This window comes from Xanthomonas arboricola pv. juglandis (genome assembly GCF_905367715.1).
Classification (GTDB): domain Bacteria; phylum Pseudomonadota; class Gammaproteobacteria; order Xanthomonadales; family Xanthomonadaceae; genus Xanthomonas; species Xanthomonas arboricola.
The window spans coordinates 4,026,142-4,040,933 of record NZ_HG999362.1; the positions used below are offsets into that span (position 1 = coordinate 4,026,142).

Here is a 14,792-nt window from a genome sequence, read left to right on the forward strand (position 1 = left end):
AAAAGGGAAACGGCAGGCGTCACGCTCACGACTCCAGATCGAGCGCGCGCGCCGGGCGGAAGCCCTGACGCGCACTGAGCGCGATATGCCCGCCCAGGCGTCCGAAACCGCGCGCGCTGGCGGCAAGCACCTGGCCCATCGAACGCCAGAACGAATCGCGGTCGTGCTGGCCCCATTGCGATAGCCAGATGTCGGCGCGCGCAAAGGTCGAGGCCACCAGCCAGCGCTCCTGTTCCATCGACATCGCGGTGAACTGCACGCTGACCTGGCCATCGCGGTCCTGGCGCACCACCGCCGGCAAGGTCTGCTCCACGCCGCGATGACTCAGGCCGATCTGCACCGGCAACCCCGGCTCGATCGGCTGCGGCTGGGCGAGCCTGATCGCCATGCCGCCGGTGGAGAAATTCAATGAGCGACTGGGCAGCACGCTGCCATCGGGCAGATACAGATTGACCGGGACATCCAGCGGCACGCGATGGGCGCTGCGCACCTGGCGGGTTTCGCTGGCAGTGGCGATGGTGGCGCCCAGCAGCACCATGTTGTAGAGCGTCCAGGCCAGGTTGAACCAGATCGTCTGCTGCTCGCCGCTGCCGCCGACATAGATCAGGCGCAGCACGCCGGCAGCCACACCGGCCAGGTTGAGCAACAGCAGGAACAGGTACGGCTTGGCGATCTGCGCGTCGAAATAACTGCGCGCCACCAGCCCGCCCTTGGGCGTGACATTGAACTTGCCCAGCTTGGGGTTGAGCAGCGCGACCAGGGTGGGACGGAAGATGTACCAGGCCAGCGTGGTCTCGTAGACCTCATTCCACAGCAGATGGCGGAAGCGGCTCTGCACCCGCAGGTTGGTCAGATTGGCCTGCAGGAGGTGCGGCAACGCATAGGCCAGGATCATCAACGCCGAAGCCTGGATCACGTGCGCGCCGAAGAACAGATAGGCCAGCGGCGCAGTGAGGTAGATGATGCGCGGCAAGCCGTAGAAGAAGTGCAGCATCGCGTTGAGGTAGCACAGCCGCTGCGAGAGCCTGAGTCCGCGCCCCAGCAGCGGATTGTCGATGCGCGCGATCTGCGCCATGCCGCGCGCCCAGCGGATGCGTTGCGCCACATGCCCGGACAGGCTTTCGGTGGCCAGACCTGCAGCCTGCGGCACCGCCAGGTAGGCGGTGCGATAACCGCGACGCTGCAGCTTGAGCGCGGTGTGCGCATCTTCGGTCACGGTTTCCACCGCCACCCCGCCGACCTCTTCCAGCGCGCTGCGCTTGATCACCGCGCAGGAACCGCAGAAGAAGGTCGCATTCCACTGGTCGTTGCCATCCTGCAACAGGCCGTAAAACAGCTCGCCTTCGTTGGGCACCTTGCCATGCGTGCCCAGGTTGCGTTCGAACGGGTCGGGCGAGAAGAAATAGTGCGGCATCTGCACCAGGGCCAGCTTGGTGTCGCGCAGGAACCAGCCCATCGCCACCTGCAGGAAACTGCGGGTGGGAATATGGTCGCAATCGAAGATCGCCACGTACTCGCCGCTGCATTTCTTCAGCGCGGCATTGATGTTGCCGGCCTTGGCGTGCGCGTTGTTGGTGCGGGTGACGTAGTTGATGCCGACCTCGGCACAGAAGTCGCGGAACGCGTCGCGGCGGCCGTCATCGAGCAGATGGATGGTGATCTTGCCGGCCGGCCAATCGATCACGCTGGCCGCCAGCACGGTGGTGCGCACCACCGACAACGGCTCGTTGTAGGTGGGAATGAACACGTCCACGCTCGGCCACAGCGCCTGGTCGGCCGGCAACGGCACCGGCTTGCGATCGAGCGGCCACAGCACCTGGAAATAGCCCAGCACCAGGATCACGAACGCATACAGCTCCGCGCCCAGCAGGCCTAGGCCCAGGATGAAATCCACCGCGCTGCCCACGCCCATGGTCTGGGTCATGCGCCACCAGATGTAGCGGCATGACACCGCCAGCGACATGCCCATCATCGTCAGGATCACCACCCGCCCGCCACGCTTGCGCACCGCCAGCGCAACGGCGAACAGCACGCCGGAAAACACCAGTTGCTGGGTGACATCCATCGGCACGGCGACCACGAACACCAGCAACAAGCCGCCCAGCAACCACAGCGCCCAGGTCGCCAGCGTGGGCAGCGGTGATCCGGAACGGCGGCTGGCAGCAGTCATCAGATAATCCTTCAAGCGTGGCGGCGTGCGGCAAAGCAAGGCGAAACAGGCGAGCGCAGCGGCGCTTGCCGAAAGTCACACGGTGGTGCTGATCAACGCGAGCGCAGTCGCTGCAGTGGGCTTTGCGTCGCGCTGGGCGCATCGGCCTGCAGCAGGCGCTGAAACAAGCGTTCCAACGGTGTCTGCGCCTGGCGCTCGCCCGGCTGCGCTGCAGGCGCTGCGGGCTCGTCGAGTTGGCGCAATTTGCGCAGCGGCGCGAGCGCATCAAGCGGCGAGCCTGCCGTCTCTTCGACAGGCACTGACCGATGCGCCGCCGGCACTGCCTGCATGGCAGGCAAAACGTCAGGCACTGATGTCGCGGGCGCCGGCAGCGGCGCTGGCACCTGCACGGCATCCGCCGCAGCGGGGGTCTGTTCGACCGTTGCCGGGACCGGCGTTTGCGTCACTCCCGGCCTGCGCGGCGGCAGCTGGGTGTGGGCGAAATCCTGATAGCCCTCGCTCGCCTGCGTCCCCAAACGCGCGAACAGGCCGGACACATCGTCATGCCCGGATGCTGCCTTGTTGTTCTTCGGTGCCATCACACTCCCCTTGCCCGACTTCAGCCGTTCATGCCGTCCGCATCAACACGAAGTTGCGCAGATCGACGCTGTCGCCTGGCGCGGTCTGCACCGCCAGGCCTGCCAGCATCCCCAGTTGCTGGAACCATCCTTCGTACACGCCCTGCAGGAACCCATCGCTCCACGCCGCACCATCCAGTGCCACGCTCAACGGCGCACTGGCGTGCTGGATCCGCACGTGGTCGGCGTGTTCATGCATCGCGCACTGGCCCCAATCGCAGCGCTCCCACACTGCGTTGGCGGCCTGCTGCATCTCGTCCAGGGTCGTGCAGTGCGCCAGCCGATGCTCGCGCGCGAAGCGCCGGCCGATGCGCGCCATCAACGGCGCCAGATCATCCTCGGGCAACTCGGCGCCGAACTCGGCGGCCATCGCACGCACAAAGCCCAGCCACTGCCGGGAGCAGCTGCGCGCGCGGTACAGCGACAATGGGTCGGGTGCAGTCATTGAGACGTCGCGCGGGAAGGAGGCCGTACATCAACATCGCGTGCATCAGAAGTGAAGCAAGCGTGATGCCAATGTTAACGAACCCATGCGGCCAATTGAGCGCTGCATCGCATTTTTTTCGGCCATTCCCTGACAGCGCTGTCAGGCCTCGGCACAAGCTGCCGCTATACGTCAGTCACTGCCGCGCGTGGTCACCCGCTTCCGGCATCGGCGGCAGGCCGAACACATCGCGCAGATAGCGCAGGTAACCGGCGTCCTCGCACATGCTCTTGCCCGGCGAGTCGCTGAGCTTTGCCACCGGCTGGCCATTGCAGCGGACCATCTTGATCACGATCTGCAGCGGTGTCGGCCCCAGGTCGTTGGTGAGGCTGGTACCGACCCCGAACGCCAGCCGGCAACGCGTATGGAAGTGCGCGTACAGCCGCATCACCTTGTCGATGTTGAGGCCATCGCTGAACACCAGCACCTTGGTCGCGGGGTCGATGCGGTGTGCCTGCAGGTGGGCGATGACGCGCTCGCCCCATTCGAACGGGTCGCCCGAATCATGCCGCATGCCGTCGAACAACTTGCAGAAATACAGATCGAAGTCGCGCAGGAACGCGTCCAGCCCGACCACATCGGACAGGGCGATGCCCAGATCGCCGCGGTACTCGCGCGCCCACGATTCCAGCGCCGCCACCTGCGAGTCGCGCAACCGCGGCCCCAGCGCCTGAAACGCCTGCAGGTACTCGTGCGCCATCGTGCCCAGCGGGGTCAGGCCGTAATGCTTGGCGAAATACACATTGCTGGTGCCGACGAACTGCTCGCCCAGGCCATCGCGCAGCAACGGCAGCAGCTCACCGTGCCAGTGCCGCGAATAGCGCCGCCGGGTGCCGTAGTCGGCGATCTTGCAGCCGGCCGGCATGCTACGCAGGCTGCTCACCTTCTCGCGCAGGCGGCGACGGCCTTCTTCGTAATCCGGCTCGGAGGTGTTGCGGAACCACACCTCGTTGATGATCGCCAGCAACGGCACTTCGAACAGGATGGTGTGCAGCCACGGGCCGCGGATGGTCAGCTCGATCTCGCCCGGGTGGGTGGTCGATGCCGACAGCTGCAGGTATTTGCGGTCCAGATGGAATAGCGCCAGGAAGTCGGCAAAGTCCGGCTTGATAAAGCGCAGGCCGCGCAGATAGGCCACTTCGTCCTCGCGCAGCCGCAGCCGGCACAGCGCATCGATCTCGCGCGAGATTTCGTCGATGAACTGGGCCAGATCCACGCCGGGCGTGCGGCACTTGAAGCGGTAGTCGACCTGCGCGGCCGGATGCTGATGCAGCACCGCCTGCATCATGGTGAATTTATACAGGTCGGTGTCGAGCAGCGAATGGATGATCATGCTGCCGGATTATGCCCGCAGCGGCGATCGCACTGCGTGCAAGCCGCCGATGCCTCGGGAAGCGCTGTGCTGCGCAGCGGCGGTGCGCCTGGCGATTTCCCTTGGTGAGTCACCCGGCAATTGCGCCTGGCACTCCCTTGGAGAGTGCCAGGCGCCATCGCTCAGCGCGCCAGCACCTGCTGCGCCGGCTTGCCCTGTACGGTGAAGTCGCTGTCGCCCGGGCCACCGGCCTTGGGGTCGGTGTACCAGCACCACAGCGCGATACCTTCCACGCCGTGCGCCTGCAGCACCTTGCGCCACTGCTGCAACACCTGCAGCTGCAGGCGGGTGTCCACTGCAGCAGCGCGCTGCTCCGGGCTCTCCCAGGGCGCGGCCAGGCTGCCACGTGCAGAACGCAGCCCCAACTCCGCCACCCACACCGGCTTGCCCACGCGCTGGCCCAGTTGCTGCAGGCGCTGCGCGGCGGCGTTCATCTCGGCCGTGCGCGTTGCAGCCGCTTCGGACAGCCGCGGATACAGGCTGGTGCCCACCGCATCGAACAAGGACCAGTAGCGGAAGCTTTCGGCGTGCTCCATGCCGTCGGCCACGTACAGCAGCTTGCCGTGGTAGACCTTGCGCACTTCCGCCACCAGGCCGGGCCACTGCGGCGCGTCCTGCAGCTTGCGCAGTTCGGTGCCGATCACCAGCGCTTCGGCGTGCTCGTCTTCGGCCAGTCTAGCCAACGGCATCAACGCATTCTGATACGCGGCAAACCAGGCTGCCTGGTCGGTGGGCGCGGTGTCGCCGGCCCAGTGCCCGGGGATCCACACATGCACCTTGAGCGTGGCCTGCAGGCCGGCATGGTGGCTCTGCCGCAACGCCGCGCGCATGGCCTCCACGCTGCTGTCGCTGCCCAGCACCGGGTCGTTCGCCTGCGGATTGGCCTGCCACACAAATGCGACCAGCAACGCCTTGCTGGCGCCGGTCTTGGCCAGCGCGTCCAGCGACTGCCCCGCCGCCTCGCTTTCCCACGGCGCATTGGCCGAGACCTTGACGTTGGCGCCCATCCACGTCGATGCATCCGCGTTGCAGCCATTGACCAGCATGCACGCCCCGACCAGAAACGCGGTGCTCAGAACGCGTTTGAACATGTGGCGGATGCCTCGGTGGTGGACGCGGTCGTGGTAGGCGCGCAGTCCATTGCACCGATGACCGCAGTGTTCTTGTCCGGCTGCACCATTGCAGCAGTGGCAGCAGGCGTGGTGACACCGGCAGCGAGCTGCATGGGTGCGGCCACATTCGCGGCAGTCGCAGCTGTGGGCTGCGCCTGCACAGCGTCAGCTGCCGGCGTCGCCGAGCCAATCGGCAACGATACCGGCGCGCGCATGACCACCGCCTCGCCCTGCAGCAAGGATTGCGCATCGGCAGGCGCCGCACGCATCCAGCTGCCCCAGCCCTGCGGCTGCACCCAGGCCGCACCGATCAGGCCCAGCAACAGCAAGCCAGCGGCCTGGCTGCGCTGATCGGCATGCAGTGCGCGCAGCAGCAACGCTGCCGGCACCCACAGCAGCAGCAAGGCGTCGAACCCGGCCCAGCCGAAGGCGAACGACAGTGCCGCCGCACAGACCACGGTGCCGGCACTGGCCAGCACGCCGCGCGTGAGCGCGCCGCTGCGGCTGCGGGCCAGCAACGCCAGCACCGGGAAGCAGACCACCGCCGCTACGCCCCAGCGCACCGCCGGCAACCAGCCTTGCGCATGCTCGGCCAGCGGCAACGGCAGCGGATGCGCGCCCTGCCCGATGCTGGACAGCGTCGGCCACGGAGCGTTGAACACGGTCAGATTGACGTAGGCCCACATGCCGACCAGAAACGCGAACGGCAGATAGCACACCAGATAGAACGAACCCGGCGCCTTGCGCAGCATCTGCGGCGGCATCACCAGCAGCAACCACGGTGCCACCATCGTCGACAGCGCCAGTGTCTGCAGGTCCAGGCACAGCAGGATGCACAACCAGCCGGCGATGCGCAGATAGGTGAAGGCCTCTACCGGCGTCTGCAGGCGGCGCAAGGTGCGGCACAAGCCGTAGAACGCCAGCAGACCCACCGCCTGGCTTCCGCCTGCAGCGATCGGCAGCAGGAACAGCGGATTGCAGCCCACCAGCACGGTCAAACCACTGGCCCAGCCGCGCCCGAACACGCCGGCCAGATCGCGCCACAGCAGCGACAGGAACAACGCGTTGGCGGCAACCGCCAGGAACGGCCAGACCTGGAACGGCAGGTTCCAGCTGTCCAGCCCCAGATTGATCGCCCACGACAACAGACCGGTTGCCGGCAAGCCGGCTGCTGGTGCGATTGCCGGTGCGGAAGAGCCGACCGACTGCAGCAGCAACGGCTGGCTCAGCAGCGACAGGGCCACCACGGCGACCAGAAACGCCGGCAGCCCGCTGTGACGACGCGAAACTGCCGACTCACTCTTCGAGTGCGGCGCGGCGCTCGTTTTCCGAATGCTTGCTGATGCCATGAGTGGTCTTCTCCCAATAGAACGGATTGTGGATCAGCTGCCAGAGACCCTTGTAAGCGGCGATCGACTGCAGCGCCCAATAGAACGGCACGGTCAGCGCGTAGGGCGCCAGCTTGAAGTAGTCGCGTTTGAACGCAGCCACCAGCGTGATGTAGATGAAGAACGCATTGGCCAACAACAGATTGACCAACGACACGGTCGCCAGCCACGGCGGGAAAAAGCGCTCGAACGCGGTTGTCCCGGTGACTGCCCAGACCACATACAGCGCCCACAACACCGGCACGCCCAACGCGGTGAAGAAACCGCCGCCAATGAAGAACTGAAAACCCCAGAAGCCCTTGAACCCGGTGCTGCGATACAGATGCACCGGGTCGCGCATATGCACCAGCCAGGTCTGCATGTAGCCCTTGAGCCAGCGCGAACGCTGCCGGATCCAGTTGGGAATGCTGACGTTGGCTTCTTCGAACGTGGTGGAGTTGACCACGTTGACGCGGTAGCCGTTCTGGATCAGCCGCACGCCCAGGTCGGCGTCTTCGGTGACGTTGTACGGGTCCCAGGCGCGCACCTGGCGCAACACATCCAGACGGAAGTGGTTGGAGGTACCGCCCAACGGAATCGGGATGCGCAGGTATTCCAGCGCCGGCAGGTAGAAGTCGAACCAGAGCGTGTACTCCAGCGTGAACATCCGCGTCAGCCAGTTTTCGTCCGAGTTGTAGTAGTTCAGCCGCGCCTGGATGCACACCACATCCTTCTCGGCCTTGCGGAATGCCGCCACCACGCGCTTGAGCTGATCCGGCTCGGGCTTGTCTTCGGCGTCGTAGATGGTGAGCAGTTCGCCGCGGGCAAAATGCAGCGCGTAGTTGCAGGCCTTGGGCTTAGTCTTGGGCTGCGACGGCGGCACCCGGATGATTTCGAAGAACGCTTCCAGGCCGAGTTTCTTGGCGGCCTCGATGGTGTCGAAATCGTCCGCTTCCAGCACCAGCTTCACGTCGAGCTTGCTGATCGGGTAATCCAGCTTGCGCAGCGCGTTGGCCAGGATCGGCAGGACTTCCGGCTCCTTGTACATCGGCACCAGCACGGTATAGACCGGCAGGTCGTCATCGCGCAGCGCGGCCACTTCGTCCTCGGTGACCTTGATGTCGATGCGGTGGCGCGAGCCGAACCACACCAGCAACAGCTTCAGTCCGAAGGTCGCCAGAAAGCCCAGCGCCACCAGCACGTTGACGGTGATCAGGGCCGGCACCGGGAACAGCACCATTGCGATCACCAGCACAGCGGCGATTGCCCACAGCGTGAACTTCTGTCCGCGCGTCACCACCTGGCGCGCCGAGTAAGTCGGCGCATGCGCGGCGAGCAGGTTCAGCGCGTTGTCGGTGAGCTGCTCGTCGGCGTAACGCTGCAGGCTCCAGATGATGTCGAACTTGGCGGTGCCGACAAAACGCACGTCCTCGCCGTAGTGCGCGCGCGCCCAGGCAAACACCGCCGGGTCGGGATCGGCCACGGCCAGCACCAGCACGCCGTCTTCGCGACGCCACGGCAGCAGCAGGCGCTGCGCGTAACTTTCCAGATCGCCGGGGGTGAGCAGCTCCGGATCCGGCGGCTGCTGTACCAGATCGATGAACTCAAGGCCGAAGTGCGCGGCAACGATGGCGTAGAACCGCTGCGCCGGCACACCGCGCTGGGCCAGGATCACATCGCCCAGGCGCGAGTTCCAGCGTTGCTGCAACGCCAACGCAGAACGCAGCTGTTCGTCGGTGATGACGCCTGCCGTGACCAGCGCGCGACCCAACAAGCCGCGTTCGCGGCCGATGTCCGGTGCCCGTCCCAGCGCGTCCATTTCGCAGGTGACCGTCATTGTCGTGGCGTCCTTAGAACCGCCACCAGGCGGCCACGAATGGCCCACCTGCGGCGCCAGTGTTGCGGCCCATCACTGGCTGCTGATATCCCACCTGCCACTGGCTGCCGCCCGGCGCGGTGTACAGCGTGGACAGCTGCAGCTTGGTGAGGTCGTAGTTGGTGCCGGTGGCGACAAAGCCGGAATCGCCAGGTGTCGAACCAACGACAAACGCGTCGTTACGCCCGTTACCCAGGCCCTGGATCACGTTGACTTCGCCAAGCAGCAACCAGCTCGGGGTCAGGCTCAGGCCGGTGGACGCGTCCACCCGCACTTCGTCGGAAGCGGCACTGCCGCGCAGGCGCACCGCGCCACCCAGATCGACGTAGCCGTTGCGCCCGCCCAGCGTGTAACCACGGCCGCGGCTGTAACGCAGCTCCAGGCCGTAGTCGCCGAGGCCGAGCGCGGGGTCGCGCCCAGGATTGTTCGGGTGATAGGTCTTGCTACGGCCATAGGCCGGGATACTGACCAGGGCCTGCACCGAGCTACGCCAGACGTCGTCGGCCGCGCCTGGCAGTGCGTAGCGCAGGCCGATCTCCTGATCGGCAAAGCCGGTGGTGCTGCGGCGTGCCCGTCCGGGCGCACCGTTCACCGGTTCGTCGTTGTTGAAACCGACTTCGGTGAAATAGAAATTGCCGATAAAGCTCAGCTTGTCGCTCAGGCCATGCTCGACGTAGACATTGAGCTGGTCCTGGCGGCTGCGTCCGTTGTTGCCGAAATCGCCACGGTGATGGGCATCGTCGAACCAGCCGGTGCCATCGCTATGCAGCGCCTTGACGATCACCAGGGTGTCGCCCTGCGGCTGGGTCCAGGCGCCTGCCACGGCCGTGTCCGGCAAGGCCGCCATCAGGCAGCTCAGCGCGAGCGCCGACAGCGCAGCCACCGGCACGCGGCGAGCGGTGGAATCAAGAGAAGAGGGCGAGACAACCGGACTGGACTGCAACGCGGCGGCGCACGGCTGACGTACCCGCAATTGCGGGTCGTTCTGTAAGGACATTTGCACGATTCCTGATGGGGGACCCGGAAGGGACAGGAAGCTAGTGATTGATCACACTTCGAGGCGAAACGTATCACAGTTAAGTGCCGCCACCCATCACTGATTTATCACAAATTTAACGCGAGCGAGCTCATCTCTTTTGCAACAATCGCGGCACCTGGGCGGCGGCGTGGGTCCAGATTGCCAGCCATACGCCAAGCCGGGTAAGCAGCCCCCGCTGGCCCGCCTCGAACTTGCGGAAATAGCGCCACAGGCCGCGGTGTTTGTGCCACTCGACAAAGAATGGCCGCGCACGACTGGACACGCCGCGCACGTGCACGACCCGTAGATCGTTGGCCACCGCCACCAGCGCGCCGGCCTGACGCGCACGCCGGCACAGGTCCAGGTCTTCGGCGTGCAGGCGGTAGGCGCCGTCCCAGCCGTCGAGCCGGTCGAACAGGCTGCGTTGCATCAGCATCAAGGCACCGGAGATGGCGTCCACCACCTGCAGGGGCGCAGACGGGTCGGCCGGCACTGCCAACTGGGCGGCAGCGCGCGGCGCGCGCAGCATCGCGGCAAAATCCGGATCGCGACGGCGCACCGCGGCATCCGGCTGCCCGTGCTCGTCCACCTGCTCCACGCCCAACAGCACCGCCGCATGGCCGGCCGCGCGTGCGCACAGCTGCGCCAAGGTGTCGCGCTCGACCATCAGGTCCGGGTTGATGAACACCAGCCAGGGCGCCTGCGAGTCGCGCGCGCCCTGGTTGCAGGCGCTCGCAAAACCCGGGTTGTCGGGATTGGCGATGAAGTGCAGCCGCGCATCGGCCAGCGCATGCCGCTGCACGACCTCCAGGGTGTCGTCGCTGGAGGCGTTGTCGACCACCCGGATCTCGCTGATGCCCTCGGCCGCGCGCAGCCGCGACAGGCACGCATCGATGGTGCTGCTGCTCTGATAGGTGACGACGACGGCGGCAATCTGGACGGGAGTCATCCGGCCATTATCCGGTGCCGGGGCAGCGCAACGCCATCGTGCGTCTGCCGGCGCCGACATGGCGGCTGGCAGCAGCAGCAGGCATACTGCGCGCCCGGAACCGCCCAGCGGTTTTGCGCAGGCGCCGCCCACGGCGCGCCCCACATTTTTTAGTGTCGAGATGACGGCCAGCGACCTTTCGGTGTTGCGCTGCCTTTTCATTCCCTGCAGCGCAACCGCCTGATGGCGCGCGCGCCGCAACGACGGCCTGGCAGCGCCGTCCGTGTTGTCGCCGGCGCGCGCGCCGGGTCCGCCGCTTCGGCACCGATCGACTGGTCTATACCACTGACCCGCACCGCATTGCCGGAGCCGGGCGCATGAGCACCTCGCATCAGGTGCACGGCATGAGCCTGGAGCTGGCGCTGCCCGACTGGCCGGTGTTAACCGCCGACGAAATCCGTCGCGTGCTGCAGCACTTTTCCGTTCCCGTCGGTGGCGAACTGATTCGCTGGCACAGCGCCCGCCCGTTTTCTGCCGCCGCCTGCGTGGACACCGCCAGCGGCACGCTCATCGTCAAGCGGCATCACCGCAGCGTGCGCAATGTCGCTGCGTTGCGCGAAGAGCACGTCTTCATGGCGCATCTGCGCTGGGCCGGCGCACCGGTGGTCGAGGTGCTGCACGATGCCCTGGGCCGCACCGCCCTGGCCGATGCGGACTGGGTCTACGAAGTGCAGCGCGCAGGGCTCGGCCAGGACCTGTATCGGGATGCCCTGTCGTGGACGCCCTTTACCAGCGCCCCGCATGCGGCGGCGGCAGGTGCCGCGCTGGCACGCCTGCATCTGGCAGCACAGGGGTTCGATGCGCCACCACGCCGCAGCAGCGTACTGGTGGCCAACCTGGTCCTGTTCGCGCAGGCCGACCCGCTCCGGGCAGTGGAGCAGGCCTTGCTGTCGCGCCCCGGCCTGGCCGCCGATTTTCAGGAACGGCCCTGGCGCCGCGACCTGACCGACCACCTGTTGCCCTGGCACGCCCGGGCCTGGCCGGTGCTGTCGGCGCCCGGCGCCCTGCCGCCGCTGTGGACGCATGGCGACTGGCATGCCTCCAACCTGCTATGGCGCACGCACGACGATGGCGACGTCGAGGTCAGCGCGGTGTTCGACTTCGGCCTGTGCGACCGCAGCTTTGCGATGTTCGACCTGGCCACGGCGATCGAACGCAATCTGATCCCATGGTTGAACCTGGATGCGGGGCAGCGCGCGCAGCCGCAGCTGGAGCAACTCGACGCCTTGCTGGACGGCTACGCCCGGCACTGCGCACTGGGCGCCGCGCAGCTGCGGCAGTTGGCCGCCTTGCTGCCGATCGTGCATGCCGACTTCGCCCTGAGCGAGATCGAATACTTCGCCGGCATCACCCGCTCGGCCGACAACGCCGACATCGCCTATCACCGTTACCTGCTCGGCCATGCGGACTGGTTTGCCAGCGCCGATGGCCAGCGTCTGCTCGATCACCTGCACGCGCGCGCGCGCCGGTTGCCATGAGCGTTTTTCCTTCTCCTTTTCGAGCCCTGCGCATGCACCTGTCCGCCCCCCTGCCCCACCACCGCCCGCTCGCGCTTGCACTTGCGCTGTGCATCGCCACGCCTGCACTCGCGCAGCAACAACCCGGTGCCGAGGCAGTCGAGCTGGATGCGGTCAACGTGCGTGGCGAACGCGCCGACGCCAGCACGGCCTTGACCGGCTTCGGTGCCACGCGGCTGCTGAATGCGCCGGCCTCGATCGCGGTAATCGAGCGCCAGCAATTGCTCGACCGTCAGGCACGCGTGCTCAGCGAGGTATTGCGCGCCGATGCCTCCGCCGGCGATGCCTACGCCCCGATCGGCTACTACGAGAATTTCGTCGTGCGCGGCTATTCGCTCAATGCCGCCAACAGTTACCGCATCAACGGCCTGAGCGCGGTGGGCGAGCAATCCATTGCACTGGAAAACAAGCAGCAGGTGCAGATCCTCAAGGGCCTGGCCGGGCTGCAATCGGGTGTCAACGAACCGGCTGGGCTGATCGACTACCGCACCAAGCGGCCCGAGCACGTGCGCAGCGTGACCCTGGGCACCGACGAACAAGGCTCGCGCTATGTGGCCGCCGACCTGGGCGACTGGTTCGGCGCCGAGCGCAGCCTGGGCTTGCGCGTCAACGCCGCGCGCGAAGACATCAACAGCTATGTCGACCACGCCGACGGTTATCGCAATTTCCTGTCGCTGGCCGGCGACTGGAAGATCAGCCCGCAATCGCTGCTGCAGCTGGATGTGGAGTATCAGCATCGGCAGCAACGCTCGGTGCCGGGTTATCAACTCTTGGGCGGCACCCAGGTACCGCGCGACATCGATGTGCATCGCCTGCTCGGCTACCAGCCGTGGTCGCGGCCGGTGGAGATGGATTCGCTCAATGCGCAGCTGCGCTACGCCTACCAATTCAACGACAACTGGCGCGCCACCGCTGAAGCGTCACGCAGCCGCTCGGTGATCAACGATTTCTCCGCGTTCGCCTGGGGCTGTTATGGCGCGGCCAGTTGCACCGATATCGTCACCCCGAACTTCTTCAGCGCGCAAGGCGAGTACGACGTCTACGACTACCGCAGCCCCGACGACACCCGCGTGCACGATCAACTGCGCGCCACGCTGGAAGGCCGTGTACTCACCGGCGCGCTGGATCACCGCCTGAGCATCGGCGGCGACTGGCTACGCCGCACCATCGATCGCTTCGGTTCGGTCAACGAATTCGTCGGCAGCGGCAGCATCGACCGCGACCCGGAGGTGTTTGCACAGACCGACGTCGCCCTGGACCCGAAGCAACGCCGCCTGGACAGCCGCCAACGTGCCCTGGTGGTCGCCGACCGGATCGGGCTGGGACCGCAATGGGAGCTGTCGCTGGGCGCGCGTTACGTGCGCCTGGACGAGCGCAGCTTCGACCGCGATGGCGTGCTGGAGCGACGCACGCGCAAGGACACGCTGCTGCCGCAGGCCGCGCTGCTGTTCAAACCGCAGCAGCAGGTATCGCTGTACGCCAGCTACGCCAAGAGCCTGGCCGCCGGCGGCACCGCCCCGTGGTTTGCCGACAACGCCGATGAGATCCTGCCGCCGACCAATGCCTACCAGCTGGAGACCGGCGCAAAATTCGAGCTCGACGGCCTACGCCTGGGCGCGGCGCTGTTCGACATCCGCCAGGCCTACCAGTTCACCCAGCCGCAGGCCGATGGTGGCCTGCGCTATGTGCAACAGGGCCGCCTGCACAACCGCGGCCTGGAATTGTCGGCCGATGGCGCGGCCACCGAGCAGTTGCGCATCTTCGCCAGCGTCGCGGCGATCCGCGCCCGCGCCGAAGACACCGACATTGCCGAGTACGAAGGCCACCAGGCCATCAACGTGCCCAAGCTGCGCGCCAGCCTGCAGGCCGATTACAGCGTGCCCAGCATCGATGGCCTGGCGCTGCTGGCAGGCGTGCAATACAGCGGGCGCAAGTTCGCCGACCGGCTCGGCAACGCCAGCGTGCCGGCCTACACCGTGGCCAACCTGGGCGCGCGTTACGCCACCGCACTGGGCGGGCTGGCCACCACCTGGCGCCTGAACGTGGACAACGTGTTCGACAAGCGCTACTGGCGCGATAGCGGCGAATACCAGGGCGATGCGTACCTGTTCCCGGGCGCGCCGCGCACGGCGCGTCTGACCGTGCAGGTGGACTTCTAAACACAGCCGATGCGGCCATGCGATCCGCTGACGCATGAGCTGCATGGGTTACGACAGCGGTGCTGCGCGGGCCGCGTGCGCTGCAGGTAGCGGCTGCAGGCGGTGAACGCGC

General features: G+C 66.5%; 11 protein-coding genes. 2 read left to right on the forward strand and 9 right to left on the reverse strand.

Going from position 1 to position 14,792, the window contains the following annotated elements; translation table 11 throughout:
* Nucleotides 1-25 precede the first annotated feature (25 nt).
* The 9 genes from bcsA to KHN93_RS17350 form a co-directional block, all read right to left on the reverse strand.
* Nucleotides 26-2,170 carry a UDP-forming cellulose synthase catalytic subunit gene (gene bcsA / locus KHN93_RS17310; RefSeq protein WP_104560178.1) on the reverse strand — a complete coding sequence of 715 codons (2,145 nt, stop codon included), beginning with the start codon at nucleotides 2,168-2,170 and terminating at the stop codon, nucleotides 26-28.
* A gap of 92 nt (nucleotides 2,171-2,262) precedes the next feature.
* Nucleotides 2,263-2,748 carry a hypothetical protein gene (locus tag KHN93_RS17315; RefSeq protein WP_104560040.1) on the reverse strand — a complete coding sequence of 162 codons (486 nt, stop codon included), beginning with the start codon at nucleotides 2,746-2,748 and terminating at the stop codon, nucleotides 2,263-2,265.
* 28 nt (nucleotides 2,749-2,776) lie between these two features.
* Nucleotides 2,777-3,232, reverse strand: a complete 456-nt coding sequence (gene bcsD / locus KHN93_RS17320; protein ID WP_039518968.1) for a cellulose biosynthesis protein BcsD — start codon at nucleotides 3,230-3,232, stop codon at nucleotides 2,777-2,779.
* A gap of 175 nt (nucleotides 3,233-3,407) precedes the next feature.
* Nucleotides 3,408-4,604, reverse strand: a complete 1,197-nt coding sequence (gene pncB, locus KHN93_RS17325) for a nicotinate phosphoribosyltransferase (protein ID WP_104560041.1) — start codon at nucleotides 4,602-4,604, stop codon at nucleotides 3,408-3,410.
* A 161-nt stretch (nucleotides 4,605-4,765) separates the two neighbouring features.
* Nucleotides 4,766-5,734 (reverse strand): glycoside hydrolase family 113, encoded by a 969-nt coding sequence (locus KHN93_RS17330; RefSeq protein ID WP_104560042.1) that lies wholly within the window; start codon nucleotides 5,732-5,734, stop codon nucleotides 4,766-4,768.
* Nucleotides 5,716-7,002 (reverse strand): hypothetical protein, encoded by a 1,287-nt coding sequence (locus KHN93_RS17335; RefSeq protein ID WP_181141868.1) that lies wholly within the window; start codon nucleotides 7,000-7,002, stop codon nucleotides 5,716-5,718. The genes KHN93_RS17330 and KHN93_RS17335 overlap by 19 nt, the downstream gene beginning before the upstream one ends.
* A gap of 49 nt (nucleotides 7,003-7,051) precedes the next feature.
* Nucleotides 7,052-8,959, reverse strand: coding sequence for a glycosyltransferase family 2 protein (locus tag KHN93_RS17340; protein WP_104560044.1), 1,908 nt, complete (start codon nucleotides 8,957-8,959; stop codon nucleotides 7,052-7,054).
* Nucleotides 8,960-8,972: 13 nt separating this feature from the next.
* Complete coding sequence (locus tag KHN93_RS17345; RefSeq protein ID WP_181141869.1) at nucleotides 8,973-9,995, reverse strand: hypothetical protein; 1,023 nt, start codon at nucleotides 9,993-9,995, stop codon at nucleotides 8,973-8,975.
* 130 nt (nucleotides 9,996-10,125) lie between these two features.
* A complete protein-coding gene (locus tag KHN93_RS17350) occupies nucleotides 10,126-10,965 on the reverse strand; it encodes a glycosyltransferase family 2 protein (protein ID WP_166769070.1) in 840 nt (279 codons plus the stop codon).
* A gap of 356 nt (nucleotides 10,966-11,321) precedes the next feature.
* Here KHN93_RS17350 and KHN93_RS17355 point away from each other — a divergent pair, with 356 nt between their 5' ends.
* Together KHN93_RS17355 and KHN93_RS17360 are read left to right on the forward strand one after the other, a co-directional pair.
* On the forward strand, nucleotides 11,322-12,482 hold the full coding sequence (locus tag KHN93_RS17355) for a phosphotransferase enzyme family protein (RefSeq protein WP_104560046.1): 1,161 nt from the start codon (nucleotides 11,322-11,324) through the stop codon (nucleotides 12,480-12,482).
* Between the two features lie 32 nt (nucleotides 12,483-12,514).
* On the forward strand, nucleotides 12,515-14,680 hold the full coding sequence (locus KHN93_RS17360) for a TonB-dependent receptor (RefSeq protein WP_211920899.1): 2,166 nt from the start codon (nucleotides 12,515-12,517) through the stop codon (nucleotides 14,678-14,680).
* Nucleotides 14,681-14,792 lie beyond the last annotated feature (112 nt).

What these genes read in the sequence shown, in the direction of transcription:
- KHN93_RS17360 (WP_211920899.1), top strand. Translation starts at nt 12,515, where the DNA reads ATGCACCTGTCCGCCCCCCTGCCCCACCACCGCCCGCTCGCGCTTGCA.
- bcsA (WP_104560178.1), bottom strand. Translation starts at nt 2,170, where the DNA reads ATGACTGCTGCCAGCCGCCGTTCCGGATCACCGCTGCCCACGCTGGCG.
- pncB (WP_104560041.1), bottom strand. Translation starts at nt 4,604, where the DNA reads ATGATCATCCATTCGCTGCTCGACACCGACCTGTATAAATTCACCATG.
- KHN93_RS17355 (WP_104560046.1), top strand. Translation starts at nt 11,322, where the DNA reads ATGAGCACCTCGCATCAGGTGCACGGCATGAGCCTGGAGCTGGCGCTG.
- bcsD (WP_039518968.1), bottom strand. Translation starts at nt 3,232, where the DNA reads ATGACTGCACCCGACCCATTGTCGCTGTACCGCGCGCGCAGCTGCTCC.
- KHN93_RS17340 (WP_104560044.1), bottom strand. Translation starts at nt 8,959, where the DNA reads ATGACGGTCACCTGCGAAATGGACGCGCTGGGACGGGCACCGGACATC.
- KHN93_RS17350 (WP_166769070.1), bottom strand. Translation starts at nt 10,965, where the DNA reads ATGACTCCCGTCCAGATTGCCGCCGTCGTCGTCACCTATCAGAGCAGC.
- KHN93_RS17330 (WP_104560042.1), bottom strand. Translation starts at nt 5,734, where the DNA reads ATGTTCAAACGCGTTCTGAGCACCGCGTTTCTGGTCGGGGCGTGCATG.
- KHN93_RS17345 (WP_181141869.1), bottom strand. Translation starts at nt 9,995, where the DNA reads ATGTCCTTACAGAACGACCCGCAATTGCGGGTACGTCAGCCGTGCGCC.
- KHN93_RS17315 (WP_104560040.1), bottom strand. Translation starts at nt 2,748, where the DNA reads ATGGCACCGAAGAACAACAAGGCAGCATCCGGGCATGACGATGTGTCC.